Origin of the sequence: Nocardia ninae NBRC 108245, from assembly GCF_007990755.1 — a bacterium.
Lineage (GTDB): Bacteria > Actinomycetota > Actinomycetes > Mycobacteriales > Mycobacteriaceae > Nocardia > Nocardia ninae.
Map to the genome: position 1 here is coordinate 1 of NZ_BJXA01000198.1, position 746 is coordinate 746.

General features: G+C 57.6%; 1 protein-coding gene. It reads right to left on the reverse strand.

Annotated elements, in window-relative coordinates; all coding sequences use genetic code 11:
- Nucleotides 1–627: HAD family hydrolase (locus NN4_RS44660; protein ID WP_222595287.1), on the reverse strand; the 627-nt coding region annotated here is incomplete at its 3' end.
- Nucleotides 628–746: the final 119 nt, after the last annotated feature.

The following is a 746-nucleotide window of genomic DNA, read 5'->3' on the forward strand; positions in this document are numbered from 1 at the left end:
GCCGGCGGCGCGCAGCCTACCCGCCTTCCCCTGGCGGTTGGCGAAACCGACTGCCGCGACCTGAGAGGCGCGGGCCGCTTCAATATCGGACACTGAGTCGCCTACGAACATGCAATCAGCGGGATCGGCTCCTGCTCCGTCCATGGCTTGACGTACCAGATACGGACTCGGCTTCAGCAAGCTCGCATCGGAATGCGGCCGTCCGAAAATTCCGTAGACGTGAGATCCGAGTCCGTGCTGATCTAGGTAAATCGTCACTGCTTCACGTGAATTGTTGGTCACGATGCCCACCATGAAGTGTCCAGCATGCAATGCCTTGATGACTGAAGCTGCGCCGGGTGTCGGTGTTGCGCCCGTGACGGCCGAGCACTCCAGCTCAGTGAAGGTCTTCTCGATTGCTTGATACACCTCGGTCGGAAGAGACTCCGCCGCATAGCGAAGTACATCGAAAGGGTCCGCGCTGTCGTTGACTATCGACGGCAGTGGCCGCTGAACGAGGGCTCGGAGGGAATCCGCAGCATCACGGCTGCAGATAGTGGTGAAAACAGCGCAGACTGGTCCGTCAAAGTCGAGAAAAACCGTTCGGCGGGTGGCTAGCAGTTCCTCTAGCTTCGTGTCACTCTTCATATTCTCGCGCAACAGACGACCAGATACTGTCAAACCACATCTGCGACTCATCTACGAATTGACTTGCCGTCGAGTCACGATCGGAATCCTTGAAGAACTCGAACAGGGTCGCATCCTTA